This is a genomic window from Streptomyces sp. NRRL S-340 (assembly GCF_000720185.1).
Lineage (GTDB): Bacteria > Actinomycetota > Actinomycetes > Streptomycetales > Streptomycetaceae > Streptomyces.
In genome coordinates this window covers 1-448 of the sequence record NZ_JOIY01000122.1, presented here as the reverse complement: position 1 = coordinate 448, position 448 = coordinate 1, and the positions used below count along the sequence as shown (strand labels likewise).

At 70.5% G+C, this 448-nt stretch carries 1 protein-coding gene; it reads left to right on the top strand.

The genetic code is table 11. The features are described from left to right. Positions 1–339: hypothetical protein (locus IG64_RS41420; RefSeq protein ID WP_158771765.1), on the top strand; the 339-nt coding region annotated here is incomplete at its 5' end. Positions 340–448 lie beyond the last annotated feature (109 nt).

The window sequence follows — 448 nt, the reverse complement described above, 5'->3', positions numbered from 1 at the left end:
AGCTGTCGGTGGCCTCTGCCCACAGACAGCCTCATCCTGCCGCTCGGCGCCGCTGTGAGCGAGGTGGCTTCACTAGCCATCTGGCTCGACCGGGAGTCCGAGGACGAGGAGGACCTCGCGGACGAGCGTGACGCCGCCATCGCCCTCGCCGCCGGCGAGTACCCGCCCCGCGCCACCGAATCCGGCGACGAGGAGGAGGAAGACGAGGCCGGGCGCGACGAGGAATGGGAGCGATACGTACGAGTGGAGTCGGCGAGCCACCTGGTCCTGGCGCCGCCTGGAAGATCAGGACTTCTCGGTCCACACCGTCGTCAGCGACGCCTTCGGCCGCCGCCGTAAGGGAAAGCCCGAGGCCCACGCCGCGTTCCGCCGACTCACTGCCGACTGGGTCAGCCAGGCACGCGAAGAAGCCGGCCGCCCCGTCAGTACGCCATGGCAGCTGGTGGCG